Source organism: Arthrobacter sp. Y3225209, from assembly GCF_059090685.1.
Window position 1 is genome coordinate 70,500 of the sequence record NZ_JBNHFW010000016.1, and the last position, 12,898, is coordinate 83,397.

The following is a 12,898-nucleotide window of genomic DNA, read 5'->3' on the forward strand; positions in this document are numbered from 1 at the left end:
GCTGGTACTGCAAGGAAGAACTGTTCGCTTCCGCAGCGCCGGTAATCATCAGATCAGCGGCGCCGGTCGGTATCCACAACGTCAACCCGGACCTGCTCACCGTTGGCCAGGGCGGCGATGACCGTGCGCAGTGCGCGGGCCGTCCGTCCCTGCCGGCCGATGACCCGGCCCAGATCGTCCTGGTGAACCCGAACCTCGAGGGTTTCCCCCCGGCGGTTGCTCTTGGCGGAAACCTTGACGTCCTCAGGACTGTCAACGATGCCGCGCACGAGGTGCTCCAGTGCTTCAGCGAGCAAGTTACTCAGCCTCAGCCTCGGCGGGAGCCTCGGGGGCTTCCTCCTTCTTGGCCTTGGGAGTGATGGCCTCGGGGACAATCACTGACTTCTTTTCGGGAGCCACGAAGGGCTCCTTCGGGGCCTTGGTACGCAGGGTACCTTCCTGGCCTTCGATGTTCTTGAACTTCTGCCAGTCACCGGTGATCTTCAGCAGTGCTGCGACCTGCTCGGTGGGCTGGGCGCCGACGCCGAGCCAGTACTGGGCGCGGTCGGACTTGATGTCGATGTACGACGGCTCTTCGGTCGGACGGTACAGTCCGATTTCCTCGATGGCACGGCCATCGCGCTTGGCACGGGAATCCATGACAACAACGCGGTAGTGTGCTGAGAACTTCTTGCCGAGGCGCTTAAGGCGAATCTTTACGGCCACTTTTGTGGTCACTCCTGATCTGAAATGGGGCGAACCCGTACTTCTGCTCCCGTGGGGCGGGCCATAACGTTGGGGTTCAAAAGGACAAGATGCATGCACGGAGAGAGGGGCCGCGCAGATCGAGTACCTGACCATTGTGCCAGATGACTCCGCCTTTTGCGACTTGCCGACCCGCCGGGCCGGCAGGTATCTCCCGCGGGGACCGGATCAGCGCACTGCAACCCGCAGGCGGTTGCGCCAGGGATCCTCAAACACGAGCTCCGCACCCGTGTGGTGAGTGGATACGCCGGCAACCTTCAGCCGGTCCGCCAGCGCCGCGACGTCGTCGGCCGAAGGTACGCCGATGAGCACCTCGCCCAAGCCGAGGGTGTCCCGCCGGGGGCCTGCTCCGCGGCTGTTCCACACATTCATGGCCATGTGATGGTGATAGCCGCCGGCGGAGACAAACAGTGCCTGGCCATGGAAACCCGCCGTGCGCTCGAAGCCCAGGGTGTCCACATAGAACGCCTGGGCTGTCGCCGTATCCCCCACCTGCAGATGCACGTGTCCGACGCCGGCTGCCGTTGCGCTGAGCCGGTCCGGTTCCGCTTCGGCCAGGTGGTCCCGGAGATAGGCCTGCGGGGAGAGGGCGAGGGAAGCCATCTTCACCTCGCGGCCGGCGGCCGTAGTGGCCCACTCCCAGTCCTCGCGGGGCTTGTCGTAGTACAGCTCGATGCCGTTGCCCTCGGGGTCGGTGAAGTAGAACGCCTCGCTGACAAGATGGTCGGCGGATCCAACAAAGGCCGCAGGATCATACCGGGTGGCAGAGGCAACCGTAGCGGCCAGGGATGCCTGGTCCTCAAACAGAATGGCGGTATGGAACAGTCCGGCTTCGCCCCGCGAGGCAACCTGCAGGCCGGGGGCCGGGGCCAGATGCACCAGCGGGACGGCGCCCCTGCCCAGATACAGGCCGCCGTCAGCTTCAGCGACCACCTCCAGCCCCAGGGCGCCGCGATAATAGGCGGACACCTTGGCCATGTCCCCAACCTTGAGCATTACCGTCCCCATGGACAGATCGGACGGCAGCAGGTCATTTACTTGAAGGTTCATGTAAACAGCTTACTTGAAGCTTCATCTAATAGCGAGCTGTCGGTTGTTCATCCGTCATACCGGCCAGCAGTTCGCAGACCACCGGAGTTTTCGCCTGGGTGTAGGCGTCCCAGCCTGACGATCCGACCGCTGCGTCTCGCTTGGCTGCCAGATACCGCTCCCGCGCCTGCGGATCACTTCGGAGCAGGTTCCGGAAAGCGAGGCGCCGCTGCCAGGGCCTGCCGCCGAATTCGACCACGTGCAGCACATATCTTCGTTCTGCACGGGCGGGATAACTGAGCCAGCAGTGCCCGGGAAGAGTGCCCTCCAGATCGAACCCGGCAGCTGCCAGTTCCCCGGCGACGGCCAGAATCCGGTCCTTCCCAACACCAACCAGCAGGTCCACCACATCCTTGGCCGCGAGATCCGGCACGGCGGTGGAACCGATGTGCTCCACCTGTGACGCCGGTGCCAGCCGGTGGATCCTGCGTGCCATCCCGGCTGCCATGGCGGCCCAATCGGCGTATCTGCTGGGAACCAGGACCACTGGTTGCTGTTCGCTCATAAGCGCGTCATTCCACCGCGGCGGCGGGCAGCAGGCGCGCCCGCATTGCCACCCGCTTCCCCATGGCATCGAGCCCGAGTGCCGCTTCGTGTTGTCGCAGTGCCCCCAGTTCTGCCTGAGGGTCCTGCACAACCGAGAAACCGCAGCTGGCATAGAACGGCGCGTTGAACGGCACGCCGGCAAACGTGCAAAGCGTCATGCTGGCATAGCCCTGCTCCCGGGCCCATTCCAGGGCCGCTTCCACCAGTGCCCGCCCCAGTCCGGCACCGGCGGCGTCAGGATGGACCGAAAGCTGTTCCAAATGTGCCTGCCCGTCGATTTCCTCCAGCCGGGCGAACCCGGCGGGCGGACGTCCGGCTACCAGGACCCGGCGGGCAGCAATGAACTCGGGCAGGGTGGCCACCGGCGGGAGTGCCGCCTGCGAGGCACGCACTCCCGGCACCGCGGCCAGCAGGGTGTCGGAAGCGGCCTCCAGGGCCGGCAACAGCGGAAAATCACGGGCGTCCGCCGGCCGCACATGGACTCCCCGCCCAGATGAAGGTTCCCGCTTCATGTCCGCTCCCGGTGTTCGAGAACCGCGGAAAAGTCCTCCAGCGGCGGCATCATCCTGCGCAGCGGTGGCGGGCATACCGCTTCCGTCGGCACCTGCACCCCGTCCACCAGTTCCACCGTCGTACCCAGTTCCAGCCCCAGCAGCGCACCGGCCAGCTGCTTACCAGTGACGCCGTCGAGCATCTGGCGGCACTCAGCCGCAGGAAGGAACCGCGCTTCAAACCCGCCGCCGGCACCGGTGAAGGCCGCCACCGTGGTCGCCAGGGTTCCGCCGTCGAAGAGGAACGCGATGGAATCGCCCCGGCCCGGGCCTCCCTGCAGATAATCCACGGCCAGGACCCGGCCGACGTCAAACCCGGGATCCAGCGTTTCCCGGGCGATGCGGCGGGCGGCGGTGCGGGGATCCTCACCTGCCTTAACCACGCCCGCCGGCAGCTGCCACGGGCCGGTCCCGTAGCGCAGGAGGAGGACCCCGCCGTCCACGGTGCGGATGACGGCACCGGCCGTGGTGCTCCGCTTAAAGATTGAACCGTAGTATCCGCTCAGTCCCGGTGCTGCCATAGTGTCCTCTTTCCGTGGTGCCGGACTGCTGCAATGGAACCATGCAGGACGGTTAAACACGCAACGCCGGACAGGTAGTCCGGCGTTGCGTGCATGGCGGAGTTACTTGCCGAGGAACTTATCAAAGCCCTTGGGCAGGTTCAGCGATGACGGATCGAAGTCCGTGTCCTGGGCGCCGAAGGCGCTGCCGGTGGGCAGTGCCTTGCGGGCGCCGGACCGCCGGGCCTCCGCTTCGGCGCGTTCCTGCGCTGCCTTGGCGGGGTTGCCGGACTTGGCCTTCTTCTTGCCCTTGGCAGCCTGCTGTTTCTTGCGTGCGCCGCCGAAACCGCCGGGGCCGGCCATGCCGGGCATCCCCGGGATGCCGCCGCCCTGGGCCATCTTCTTCATCATCTTCTGGGCCTGGACAAAGCGCTCCAGGAGGCCGTTGACCTCGGAGACGTGCACGCCGGAACCGCGGGCAATGCGGGCGCGGCGGGAGCCGTTGATGATCTTCGGGGCCACGCGCTCGTGCGGCGTCATGGAGCGGACAATGGCTTCGACACGGTCGATCTCGCGCTCGTCGAAGTTCTCCAGCTGCTCACGCATGCCGGCAGCGCCGGGCATCATCATGAGCATCTTCTTCATGGAGCCCATCTTGCGGATCTGCTGCATCTGGGCGAGGAAGTCGTCGAGGGTGAAGTCTTCCTGGTCGGCGAACTTCTTCGCCATCCGGTTGGCTTCGTCCTTGTCCCAGCTCTGTTCGGCCTGCTCGATCAGGGTCAGGACGTCGCCGAGGTCCAGGATACGGCTGGCCATGCGGTCCGGGTGGAAGACCTCGAAGTCGGTCAGCGCCTCACCGGTGGAGGCGAACATGATCGGCTTGCCGGTAACCGAGGCCACCGAGAGGGCGGCACCGCCGCGGGCATCGCCGTCGAGCTTGGTCAGCACGACGCCGGTGAAATTCACGCCCTCGTTGAAGGCCTGGGCCGTGTTGACGGCATCCTGGCCGATCATGGCGTCGATGACGAAAAGAACTTCGTCCGGGTTGATGGCGGCGCGGATGTCCGCGGCCTGCTGCATCAGTTCCGCGTCCACACCCAGGCGGCCGGCGGTGTCCACGATGACGACGTCGTGCAGCTTGGTGCGTGCTTCCTCGACACCCTGGCGGGCAACGGCTACCGGATCACCGGTGGCGGCTTCGAATTCGGAGGAGACGCCGGGGTGCGGTGCGTAGACCGGTACGCCGGCGCGTTCGCCGTTGACCTGGAGCTGGCGGACGGCGTTGGGCCGCTGGAGATCCGCTGCCACGAGCAGGGGGCTGTGGCCCTGGGACTTCAGGTGCTTGGACAGCTTGCCTGCGAGGGTGGTCTTACCGGCACCCTGGAGGCCTGCGAGCATGATGACCGTCGGAGGGTTCTTGGCCAGACGCAGCCGGCGGGTCTCGCCGCCGAGGATGCTCTTGAGCTCCTCGTTGACAATCTTGACCACCTGCTGGCCCGGGTTCAGGGCCTGGGAAACTTCCAGTCCCAGGGCGCGTTCCTTGACCGACGCCGTGAAGGCGCGCACTACCGGAACGGCGACATCGGCGTCCAGCAGGGCGCGGCGGATCTCGCGTACGGTGGCGTCGACATCGGCCTCGGTGAGCCGGCCCTTGCCTCGCAGGTTTTTGAAGGTTGAAGTCAACCGGTCAGACAGTGAATTGAACACGTGCCGCGCACTTCTTTCGTCAGTTTCTTCGCCTTGTTTGGCAGGCCCAGCTGTTAAGGGTACCAAGCCGGTCCGGCAAATTGCCGCCACAGCCTTACTCGGAAGCGGATGCAGTGGGAGGCTGGATAAATGCCGGATCCTGAGCACGTGCGCACCCTGCTGATCCTTGGCGGCACCGGAGACCTTTCCGGCCGGCTGCTGCTTCCCGGGCTGGCCCGGGTGGTCGGCCAGGGCCGGGCACGGGGAATCACGGTGATCGGTTCAGGGTCCCGGGACTGGACCCGTGAGCAGTGGCAGGACCGGATGCGCTCCAGCTTCGACTCTGCCTACGAGGCAGCGGACAGTGCCGGGCGGGAGCAGCTGCGCGAAACGGTGGACCGTTCCCGCTACCTGAGGCTGGATCTCTCCTCCGGAACCGAAGTGAACGAGCGCATCCGGGAGCTGCCCGGCCCGCTGGCCGTCTACTTCGCGCTTCCCCCGGCACTCACCGCGCAAACGGTGGACCGCCTGCGGGACCTGCCACCGGGTACCCGCCTGGTCTTGGAGAAACCCTTCGGCAGTGACCGGGATTCGGCCGTCGCCCTCAACCAGGCGCTGTCCCGCCTGGTCCCGGAGGCGGACGTCTTCCGGGTGGACCATTTCCTGGGCATGACCACGGTGATGGACATCCTGGGGCTCAGGTTCACCAACCGGCTGCTGGAGCCTGCGTGGAACAACCTGCACATCGAAAAAGTGGAAGTGGTATTTGATGAGCAGCTGGGGCTGGAAGGACGGGCAAAGTACTACGACAACGCCGGTGCCTTGAAAGACATGATCCAAAGCCACCTTCTGCATGTGATGGCTTTTATGGCCATCGGCGTGCCGGCCACCCTAGGCGAGCGCGATCTGCGTGACCTCGTGGCCGCCACCCTGCGGGCAGCAACCATCGATCCGGCGACCGGCAGCCGCCGTGCCCGCTACACGGCCGGAGCCGTGGACGGCGAGGAACTGCAGGCCTATGCCGACTCCCCCGGCGTCGATCCGTCCAGGAGCACCGAGACCCTGGCCGAGGTGGTGGTCCACATCAGCAATGACCGCTGGGCAGGCGTCCCGTTCATCCTGCGTTCCGGGAAAGCGATGAACCGGACGCGCAAGGAGGTGCTGGTGACGTTCCGGCCCGTGAGCCATCTGCCGGCCGGATTCACGGGGGTGACGGATCTGCCCTCCCGGCTGCGGATATCCTTCGGCCCGGCGGAAATTGAACTCGAGCTGAACGTCAACGGTCCCGAGAATGTCTTCCGGCTCGAGCGCACCGGGCTGAAAGGACCGACCCACATGTCGCACCTGACTCCGTACGGCGAGGTAATTGAATCCGTACTGGACGGAGACCCCCTGCTCTCCGTGCGTGCCGACATCGCGGAGGAATGCTGGCGGATAGTGGATCCGGTGGTGCGGGCCTGGGCCGCGGATGAGGTGCCGCTGGAGGAATACCGGGCCGGAACGCAGGGACCGCCCGGCTGGGATACCAGACGGGCGGACCTGTAGCGCTATTAGAGGGCGCTGTCCCCGCGCTCCCCGGTACGGACGCGCAGCGCCTCCTCCACGTTCACCACCCATACCTTCCCGTCGCCGGCGCGGCCGGTGTTGGCGGTGGACACCAGGACATCAACAATGTCATTGACCCAGTCATTGGCCACCAGCACCTCCACCCGGACCTTGGGCAGCAGGTCCACCGTGTACTCCGCGCCGCGGTAGACCTCGGTGTGGCCGCGCTGGCGGCCGTAGCCGTTGGCGGAGCTGACCGTAAGTCCCTGGACTCCGTAGCTTTCCAGGCTCCCCCGGACGGCGTCCAGCTTCTCCGGACGGACAATGGCGGTTACGAGTTTCATGAGTTGACCGTCTCCTTGGTGGTGGTGCGTGCTGTTTCGGGGAAGGGCGTAAAGGATCCGCCGGTGCCCAGGCCGCCGAATTCGTAAGCGGTTTCCGCGTGTTCGCTCAGGTCCACACCGTTGACCTCGGCTTCTTCGGATACCCGGAAGCCCATAGTCTTGTGGATGGCCAGGCCGATCACCAGGGTCATCACCGCTGCGAACACGATGGCGATCAGTGCTGCGGCGAGCTGGGCGCCGAGCTGGGCAAGTCCGCCACCGTAGAACAGGCCGCCGCCGGCGCCGTCAACCGGCAGCGCAATGAAGCCCAGGGCCAGGGTGCCCACCAGACCCGCAACGAGGTGCACGCCGACAACGTCCAGCGAGTCGTCATAGCCGAAACGGTACTTGAGCCCGACGGCCAGGGCCGCGAGCACACCGGCAACCAGTCCAAGCCCCACGGCGCCCAGCGGGCTGACGTTGGCGCAGGCCGGAGTGATGGCGACAAGGCCGGCCACAACTCCCGAGGCGGCCCCCAGCGAGGTAGCGCGTCCGTCGCGGATCCGTTCGGTCAGCAGCCAGCCGAGCATGGCGGCTGCGGGAGCGGCGAGGGTGTTGATCCAGATAAGACCTGCCTCTTCGGCAGTCCCGGCCGCGCCGCCGTTGAACCCGAACCAGCCGAACCAGAGCAAGGTGGCGCCGAGCATCACGAAGGGGATGTTGTGCGGCCGCTGGCTGGGGTCCTTGCCGAATCCCTTGCGCTTGCCAATGATCAGGGCCAGTACCAGGCCTGCTACGCCGGCGTTGATGTGGACCACGGTGCCGCCCGCGAAGTCGATGGCTTCGCCCACCACGGAGCCCACCGCTCCTTCAGCGCCGAGCAGCCCGCCGCCCCAGACCATAAAGGCCAGCGGGCAGTACACCAGCGTTACCCAGATGGGTACAAACACCGCCCAGGCGCCGAACTTTGTGCGGTCCGCTATCGCCCCGCTGATCAGGGCCACGGTGATGATGGCAAAGGTGGCCCCGTAGCCGGCACTGATCAGATCCTCCGTACCGAGGATGTCCTCCAGGCCAAAGGAGGTGAAGGGATTGCCGAACAGGCCGGCGATGCCGTCGCCGCCCGTCATGGAGAAGCCCCAGAGCACCCAGACCACACCAACGAGCCCAATGGATACGAAGCTCATCATCATCATGTTCAATGCAGCCTTGGCGCGGGTCATGCCGCCATAAAAGAATGCCACCCCCGGTGTCATAAGCAGCACGAGCGCCGCCGAAACCATCACCCAGACGTGACCTGCTGACAGATCCATCTTCACGTCCCTTCACCTGTGGCGGGTCTTTCCCGCCTGGAAAGAACTTTGCCGGGGCCAGATTTCCGGGTGTGCCTGATGGTGTTGCCGGGAGGTTACAAAGCCGCCGCTCCGGTAAAAGGCCCGTGTCGGAACGGTTTCGGGCAGGTTTCCGCCACCGGGTACCGGACAGCACAATGCCCCGCCCTCCTGATCGGAGGGCGGGGCATTGTCTTTGGCTGGCTGCGTCGCTGGCTTGCCGGGCCTAGCTCAGCAGTGCGTCCACGAAGCTCTCGGCTTCGAAGGGTGCCAGGTCATCTGCGCCTTCGCCCAGGCCCACCAGCTTCACGGGCACACCCAGCGTGCGCTGGATGGCGACGACGATGCCGCCCTTGGCGGTGCCGTCCAGCTTCGTCAGGACAATGCCGGAGATGTTGACCACCTCGGCGAAGACCTTCGCCTGGGTCAGGCCGTTCTGGCCGGTGGTGGCGTCCAGGACCAGCAGGACCTCGTCCACGGCGGCCTGCTTCTCGATGACGCGCTTGACCTTGCCGAGCTCGTCCATCAGGCCGACCTTGTTCTGCAGCCGTCCGGCGGTGTCGATAAGGACCACGTCCACTTCGCCGTCGATGCCGGCCTTGACCGCTTCGAAGGCCACCGATGCCGGGTCCGCACCGTCAACGTCGGAGCGCACCGTGGGGACACCCACGCGCTGGCCCCACGTGGCCAGCTGTTCGGCCGCTGCGGCACGGAAGGTATCCGCGGCGCCCAGCAGCACATCCTTGTCCTCGGCCACAAGAACGCGGGCCAGCTTGCCCACGGTGGTGGTTTTGCCGACGCCGTTGACGCCGACCACCATCACCACGGCCGGAGTCTCGGCGTGGCGCTCGACGGCGAGGGAACGGTCCATGGTCGGATCAACCAGCTTGATCAGTTCCTCGCGCAGCATCGCGTGGACTTCCTGCGGATCCTGGCTGCCGGAAACCTTGACCCGCGAGCGCAGCGCGTCCACCAGTTCCAGGGTGGGCTCGGTGCCGAGGTCTGCCAGGAGAAGGGTTTCCTCAATCTCGTCCCAGACGTCTTCATCGATCTTGTCGCTGGAGAGCAGGGCCAGCAGCGCCTTGCCCAGGGCATTGTTGGATTTGGCCAGCCGGGCCCGCAGCCGGGCCAGACGGCCCTGTACCGGTTCCGGGGTTTCGATGGTCCGGGCCGGCGGGGCGGGGGTTTCCTCCAGATCGCGGAGGTCGTCGGGAACAACGACGTCGGTCTCCCCCGGCGGCGCTTCCAGCGTGTCGGTGCCGGCGGCGGATCCGGTCACCGGATCATTGGCGTCGCGCCGGGTGGGATACATGCTCTTGGGTGTGCGCCGGGTCCTTACCAGCAGCGCAGCCACAGAGCCGACCACCGCCAGGGCGACGAGGACGTAGATCACTATCGATAGGGTCTCATTCACGCTTCCAAGCTTCTCATATGCCGCTCACGGGCCACCCGGGCATCTGAGAGAATCAGCTTATTATGGTGCGCACTCCCCGAATCCGAATCCCGCAGGAAATCAAGGTCCTTATCGCGGCCGCCTTCGTCATTGCCCTCGGCTTCGGCATAGTGGCCCCGGTCCTGCCGCAGTTCGCGCTGAGTTTCGACGTCGGCGTCACGGCATCGTCGGTGATCGTCAGCGCCTTTGCCTTCACCCGGCTGGTGTTCGCCCCGGCCGGCGGCGTGCTGCTGGAAAAACTCGGTGAACGCCCGGTGTACATCGCCGGCCTGCTGATCGTGGCGCTGTCCACGGCCGCCTGCGCTTTCGCCCAGAGTTACTGGCAGCTGCTGATTTTCCGCGGGCTCGGCGGCATCGGCTCGACGATGTTCACCATTTCCGCCATGGCGCTCATCATCAGGCTGGCTCCTCCTGAAGTCCGCGGCCGGGTGTCCAGCGCCTATGCCTCGTCCTTCCTGCTCGGCAATATCGGCGGGCCGCTGCTCGGCGGCCTGCTGGCCGGTTTTGGCCTGCGGGTTCCGTTCCTGGTGTATGCCGGCGCCCTGGTGGTGGCGGCCGGCGTGGTGTTCCTGCGCCTCAAGGACGCCCGGTCCGCCCCCGGCGCGGAGGAGACCAAGCCTGCCGGCCTGCCGGTGCTGACCGTGCGGGAAGCGCTGCGCGATTCGGCCTACCGGGGCGCCCTGGTCTCCTCCTTCGCCAACGGCTGGTCCTCCTTCGGCGTCCGAAACGCCCTGGTGCCACTGTTCGCCGCTGCCGCCCTGTCCGCCGGCCCCGAGGTGGCCGGTATTTCCCTGACCGCCTTTGCCGTGGGCACCGCCGTCGTCCTGACCTTCTCCGGACGGCTGGCCGACAGCTGGGGCCGCCGCCCGCTGCTGCTGATCGGGCTGGCGGTGAACGCCGTGGCCACCGCGATGATCGGTTTCAGCTCCAGCGTGACCGAGTTCCTGATCATCTCCGTCATTGCCGGTATGGGCACCGGACTGCTCAACCCCGCCCAGCAGGCCGCGGTCGGTGACATCATCGGCAACGGACGCAGCGGCGGCAAGGTTCTGGCCACCTTCCAGATGGCCAGCGATACCGGAGCCATTGCCGGGCCGGTGCTGGCCGGTATGCTGGCGGATTCGCTGGGCTACTCGTGGGCGTTCGGGGTGACCGGCGGCATCGTGGCCATGGCCTTCGTGGCCTGGCTGGCGGCGCGGGAAACCCTGCCTTCGCGTAAGGCTGCCGAGGCCCGCACTACCATCGAGGAATGAAGCCTTTCCTGCTTGTTGCCACCCGCGCCGAAGACGACGCCGCGGATGAGGAGTATGCCTCCTTCCTGCGCTTCGGCAGCCTCGCGGAAGAGCAGCTGCACCGGGTCCGGCTGGAGAAGGAACCCATGCCCCCGGTGAACCTGGCGGACTACAGCGGCATCATTGTCGGCGGCAGCCCGTTCAATTCAAGTGATCCGGAGGAGTCCAAGTCCGCTGTCCAGCTGCGGGTGGAGGCCGAACTCGGACAGCTGCTGGACGACGTCGTGGCCCGCGACTTTCCGTTCTTCGGCGCCTGTTACGGGGTGGGAACGCTGGGCCGCCACCAGGGCGGGACGGTGGACCGCACCTACGGCGAGCCCATTGGACCGGTGGAAATCCGACTGACCGCCGAGGGCCGGCGGGACCCGCTGCTGGACGGGGTGCCGGAGCGTTTCTCCGCGTATGTGGGGCATAAGGAAGCGGTGGCCCAGCTGCCGCCGCATGCGGTGAACCTGGCGGGATCGGCCACCTGCCCGGTCCAGATGTTCAGGATCAAGTCCAACCTGTACGCCACCCAGTTCCATCCGGAACTGGATGTGGCCGGTCTGCTGACCCGGATTTCCGTGTACCGGCACGCCGGATATTTCCCGCCGGAGGAGGCGGAGACCGTCATGGAGGCCGTCCGCGGCTCGGCGGTGCACGTGCCTCCGCAGGTGCTGGCCAACTTCACCGCCCGGTACGCCCGCTAGCTACCGCGGCCAGGCGGGGCCCGCCGTACCGCGGTCAGCTGCCGTGCCGCGGTCAGCTGCCGGTCCCGCGTTCGATCCGCTGGCTGATGACGGTCGAAACGCCGTCGCCGCGCATCGTCACGCCGTAGAGGGCGTCCGCCACCTCCATGGTGCGCTTCTGGTGGGTGATCACAATCAGCTGGCTGGATTCGCGCAGCTCTTCGAAGATACCGATCAGCCGGCCAAGGTTCGTATCATCCAGTGCCGCCTCGACCTCATCCATCACGTAGAACGGTGAGGGGCGGGCCTTGAAAATGGCCACCAGCAGCGCCACGGCGGTCAGCGACCTCTCTCCACCGGACAGCAGCGAAAGCCGCTTGATCTTTTTGCCGGCCGGCCGCGCCTGCACTTCGATGCCGGTGGTCAGCATGTTCTCCGGTTCGGTGAGCACCAGGCGGCCCTCGCCGCCCGGGAACAGCCGTGCAAACACGTGTTCAAACTGTTCGGCGGTGTCGCGGTAGGCGGCCGTGAAGACTTCCTCCACCCGGCGGTCGACGTCCGCAATGATGTCCAGCAGGTCCCGGCGGGTGGCTTTCAGATCCTCCAGCTGGGTGGAGAGGAATTGGTGGCGTTCCTCCAACGCGGCGAATTCCTCCAGGGCGAGCGGGTTGACCTTGCCCAGGGCGGCCAGGTCCCGCTGCGCCCGTTTCAGCCGCTTTTCCTGTTCGGCCCGCACATAGGGGATGCCCTGCATGAGTGGATTGCCGTCCTCGTCCACCGGGATGTGCAGTGCCGCCCATTTGTCCGTTCCGGCGCCTTCGGCTTCCGCCGGCACCGGAACCGGCTGGTCGGGGCCGAAATGGGCCAGCAGGTGCTCGGCGGTGACGCCCAGCTCTTCCAGTGCGCGGGCTTCCAGTGCCTCGATCCGCAGGGCGTGCTGGGCACGGTTGAGTTCATCCCGGTGCACGGAGTCGGTGAGCCCGGCAAGCTCGGCTGCGGCTTCAACGTTGGCTGCGCGCACGGACGAGAGTTCGGCGTCGCGCGCGGCTCGGTTCTCCTCGGCGAGGTCCCTTTCCTCCGCCGCGAGCGACAACGAGTGCTGCAGGCGGGCAAGCACAGTCTCGGCCGCGGCGGCCACGGCTTCAGCCCGGGCCTGCTGCCGGGCACGGT

The 12,898-nt window shown here is 66.5% G+C and carries 14 protein-coding genes; 3 read left to right on the top strand and 11 right to left on the bottom strand.

Annotation, left to right across the window (positions count from 1 at the left end; genetic code table 11):
* Positions 1-53 precede the first annotated feature (53 nt).
* The 7 genes from AC5RVB_RS10525 to ffh form a co-directional block, all read right to left on the bottom strand.
* Positions 54-296, bottom strand: coding sequence for an RNA-binding protein (locus tag AC5RVB_RS10525; RefSeq protein ID WP_146364407.1), 243 nt, complete (start codon positions 294-296; stop codon positions 54-56).
* Between the two features lies 1 nt (position 297).
* Positions 298-705 carry a 30S ribosomal protein S16 gene (rpsP, locus tag AC5RVB_RS10530; RefSeq protein ID WP_227901483.1) on the bottom strand — a complete coding sequence of 136 codons (408 nt, stop codon included), beginning with the start codon at positions 703-705 and terminating at the stop codon, positions 298-300.
* A gap of 207 nt (positions 706-912) precedes the next feature.
* Positions 913-1,794: a VOC family protein gene (locus AC5RVB_RS10535; protein ID WP_494142655.1), complete on the bottom strand. Its 882-nt coding sequence runs from the start codon at positions 1,792-1,794 to the stop codon at positions 913-915.
* A gap of 25 nt (positions 1,795-1,819) precedes the next feature.
* Entirely contained in the window at positions 1,820-2,338 is a 519-nt protein-coding gene (locus tag AC5RVB_RS10540) for a GrpB family protein (protein WP_494142656.1), read from the bottom strand.
* 7 nt (positions 2,339-2,345) lie between these two features.
* The gene (locus tag AC5RVB_RS10545) at positions 2,346-2,822 is read right to left on the bottom strand and encodes a GNAT family N-acetyltransferase (RefSeq protein WP_494142657.1); all 477 of its coding nucleotides are present in this window, start codon (positions 2,820-2,822) and stop codon (positions 2,346-2,348) included.
* A gap of 65 nt (positions 2,823-2,887) precedes the next feature.
* Positions 2,888-3,451: an NUDIX domain-containing protein gene (locus AC5RVB_RS10550; RefSeq protein WP_227901479.1), complete on the bottom strand. Its 564-nt coding sequence runs from the start codon at positions 3,449-3,451 to the stop codon at positions 2,888-2,890.
* Between the two features lie 102 nt (positions 3,452-3,553).
* Entirely contained in the window at positions 3,554-5,137 is a 1,584-nt protein-coding gene (gene ffh, locus AC5RVB_RS10555; protein ID WP_227901478.1) for a signal recognition particle protein, read from the bottom strand.
* Positions 5,138-5,266: 129 nt separating this feature from the next.
* On the opposite strand from ffh, the gene AC5RVB_RS10560 reads away from it, so the two are divergent.
* On the top strand, positions 5,267-6,661 hold the full coding sequence (locus AC5RVB_RS10560) for a glucose-6-phosphate dehydrogenase (protein WP_494142658.1): 1,395 nt from the start codon (positions 5,267-5,269) through the stop codon (positions 6,659-6,661).
* Between the two features lie 5 nt (positions 6,662-6,666).
* Here AC5RVB_RS10560 and AC5RVB_RS10565 read toward each other — a convergent pair whose 3' ends face one another.
* The 3 genes from AC5RVB_RS10565 to ftsY all read right to left on the bottom strand — a co-directional run bounded on the left by AC5RVB_RS10565 (position 6,667) and on the right by ftsY (position 9,729).
* The gene (locus AC5RVB_RS10565) at positions 6,667-7,005 is read right to left on the bottom strand and encodes a P-II family nitrogen regulator (protein ID WP_227901476.1); all 339 of its coding nucleotides are present in this window, start codon (positions 7,003-7,005) and stop codon (positions 6,667-6,669) included.
* The gene (locus tag AC5RVB_RS10570) at positions 7,002-8,297 is read right to left on the bottom strand and encodes an ammonium transporter (protein ID WP_227901475.1); all 1,296 of its coding nucleotides are present in this window, start codon (positions 8,295-8,297) and stop codon (positions 7,002-7,004) included. The genes AC5RVB_RS10565 and AC5RVB_RS10570 overlap by 4 nt, the downstream gene beginning before the upstream one ends.
* 244 nt (positions 8,298-8,541) lie before the next feature.
* A complete protein-coding gene (gene ftsY, locus AC5RVB_RS10575; RefSeq protein WP_494142659.1) occupies positions 8,542-9,729 on the bottom strand; it encodes a signal recognition particle-docking protein FtsY in 1,188 nt (395 codons plus the stop codon).
* A 62-nt stretch (positions 9,730-9,791) separates the two neighbouring features.
* On the opposite strand from ftsY, the gene AC5RVB_RS10580 reads away from it, so the two are divergent.
* Positions 9,792-11,021 (top strand): MFS transporter, encoded by a 1,230-nt coding sequence (locus AC5RVB_RS10580; RefSeq protein ID WP_494142660.1) that lies wholly within the window; start codon positions 9,792-9,794, stop codon positions 11,019-11,021.
* The gene (locus tag AC5RVB_RS10585) at positions 11,018-11,749 is read left to right on the top strand and encodes a glutamine amidotransferase (protein ID WP_494142661.1); all 732 of its coding nucleotides are present in this window, start codon (positions 11,018-11,020) and stop codon (positions 11,747-11,749) included. The genes AC5RVB_RS10580 and AC5RVB_RS10585 overlap by 4 nt, the downstream gene beginning before the upstream one ends.
* A 52-nt stretch (positions 11,750-11,801) precedes the next feature.
* On the opposite strand, the gene AC5RVB_RS10590 is transcribed toward AC5RVB_RS10585, so the two are convergent.
* Positions 11,802-12,898, bottom strand: a 1,097-nt coding sequence (locus AC5RVB_RS10590) for an AAA family ATPase (RefSeq protein WP_494142662.1), incomplete at its 5' end; no start/stop codon positions are given.

Excerpts from the sequence above, each read along its gene's own strand:
- AC5RVB_RS10535 (WP_494142655.1), bottom strand. The coding sequence starts at position 1,794 with ATGAACCTTCAAGTAAATGACCTGCTGCCGTCCGATCTGTCCATGGGG.
- AC5RVB_RS10540 (WP_494142656.1), bottom strand. The coding sequence starts at position 2,338 with ATGAGCGAACAGCAACCAGTGGTCCTGGTTCCCAGCAGATACGCCGAT.
- AC5RVB_RS10550 (WP_227901479.1), bottom strand. The coding sequence starts at position 3,451 with ATGGCAGCACCGGGACTGAGCGGATACTACGGTTCAATCTTTAAGCGG.
- AC5RVB_RS10560 (WP_494142658.1), top strand. The coding sequence starts at position 5,267 with ATGCCGGATCCTGAGCACGTGCGCACCCTGCTGATCCTTGGCGGCACC.
- AC5RVB_RS10565 (WP_227901476.1), bottom strand. The coding sequence starts at position 7,005 with ATGAAACTCGTAACCGCCATTGTCCGTCCGGAGAAGCTGGACGCCGTC.
- AC5RVB_RS10570 (WP_227901475.1), bottom strand. The coding sequence starts at position 8,297 with ATGGATCTGTCAGCAGGTCACGTCTGGGTGATGGTTTCGGCGGCGCTC.
- AC5RVB_RS10580 (WP_494142660.1), top strand. The coding sequence starts at position 9,792 with ATGGTGCGCACTCCCCGAATCCGAATCCCGCAGGAAATCAAGGTCCTT.
- AC5RVB_RS10585 (WP_494142661.1), top strand. The coding sequence starts at position 11,018 with ATGAAGCCTTTCCTGCTTGTTGCCACCCGCGCCGAAGACGACGCCGCG.